Genomic DNA, 656 nt, shown 5'->3' with positions numbered 1-656 from the left:
GGTATGGGGGACGACTGCCGCCTGCTGTTACAGACTTTCGACGAATACCTCGCAGGCTTTCTCAAACGTGTGGGCAAAGACCGCGCCTATTCGAGCTATGACAATTACCGCAAACGCCGTAACCGCCTTGCCTCTTTCCTCGAATACGAATACCACGTCAAGGATATTGCGTTCAAAGAGCTGAAGCGGGAGTTCGTGGAAAAGTTCGTCGTCTACCTCTCCACGGTAAAGGGTCTTGCTTCCGGGACGATCCATTCTACACTCAAGAAGCTGAAGCTGATGACCTACACGGCGTATAAGAACGGCTGGATTGCCGTCGATCCTTTCGCCGGGTTCTATGTCAAAGCGGAATACGCTGAACGACGTTATCTATCCGCTTCGGAATTGCAGGCCGTCATGGATGTCAGGCTCCCCAACTACCGGACGGGCATCAACCGTGACGCCTTCGTCTTCTGCGCCTTTACGGGTTTGAGCCATGCAGACGTTTCAAAACTCACTTACGCGGACATCCATACGGACGACAACGGAGAGCGGTGGATTATCGACAGGCGTCAGAAGACAGGCACGCAGTTCCGTGTTAAACTCCTTCCCGTTGCCGAAATGCTTTACGAGCGTTATAAGGATATGCATCTCTCAGGCGACCGGGTCTTTCCGCT

1 protein-coding gene is annotated in these 656 nt (G+C 53.2%); it reads left to right on the top strand.

Going from position 1 to position 656, the window contains the following annotated elements:
• Positions 1–656, top strand: a 656-nt coding sequence (locus ACESTR_RS16375) for a tyrosine-type recombinase/integrase (protein WP_373179467.1), incomplete at both ends; no start/stop codon positions are given.

The organism is Alistipes sp. DJF_B185 (genome assembly GCF_964250025.1).
In the GTDB taxonomy this organism is placed as follows: domain Bacteria; phylum Bacteroidota; class Bacteroidia; order Bacteroidales; family Rikenellaceae; genus Alistipes; species Alistipes finegoldii.
Note: the sequence above shows the minus strand (reverse complement) of the source record. Positions and strands in the feature narration are given on the sequence as shown.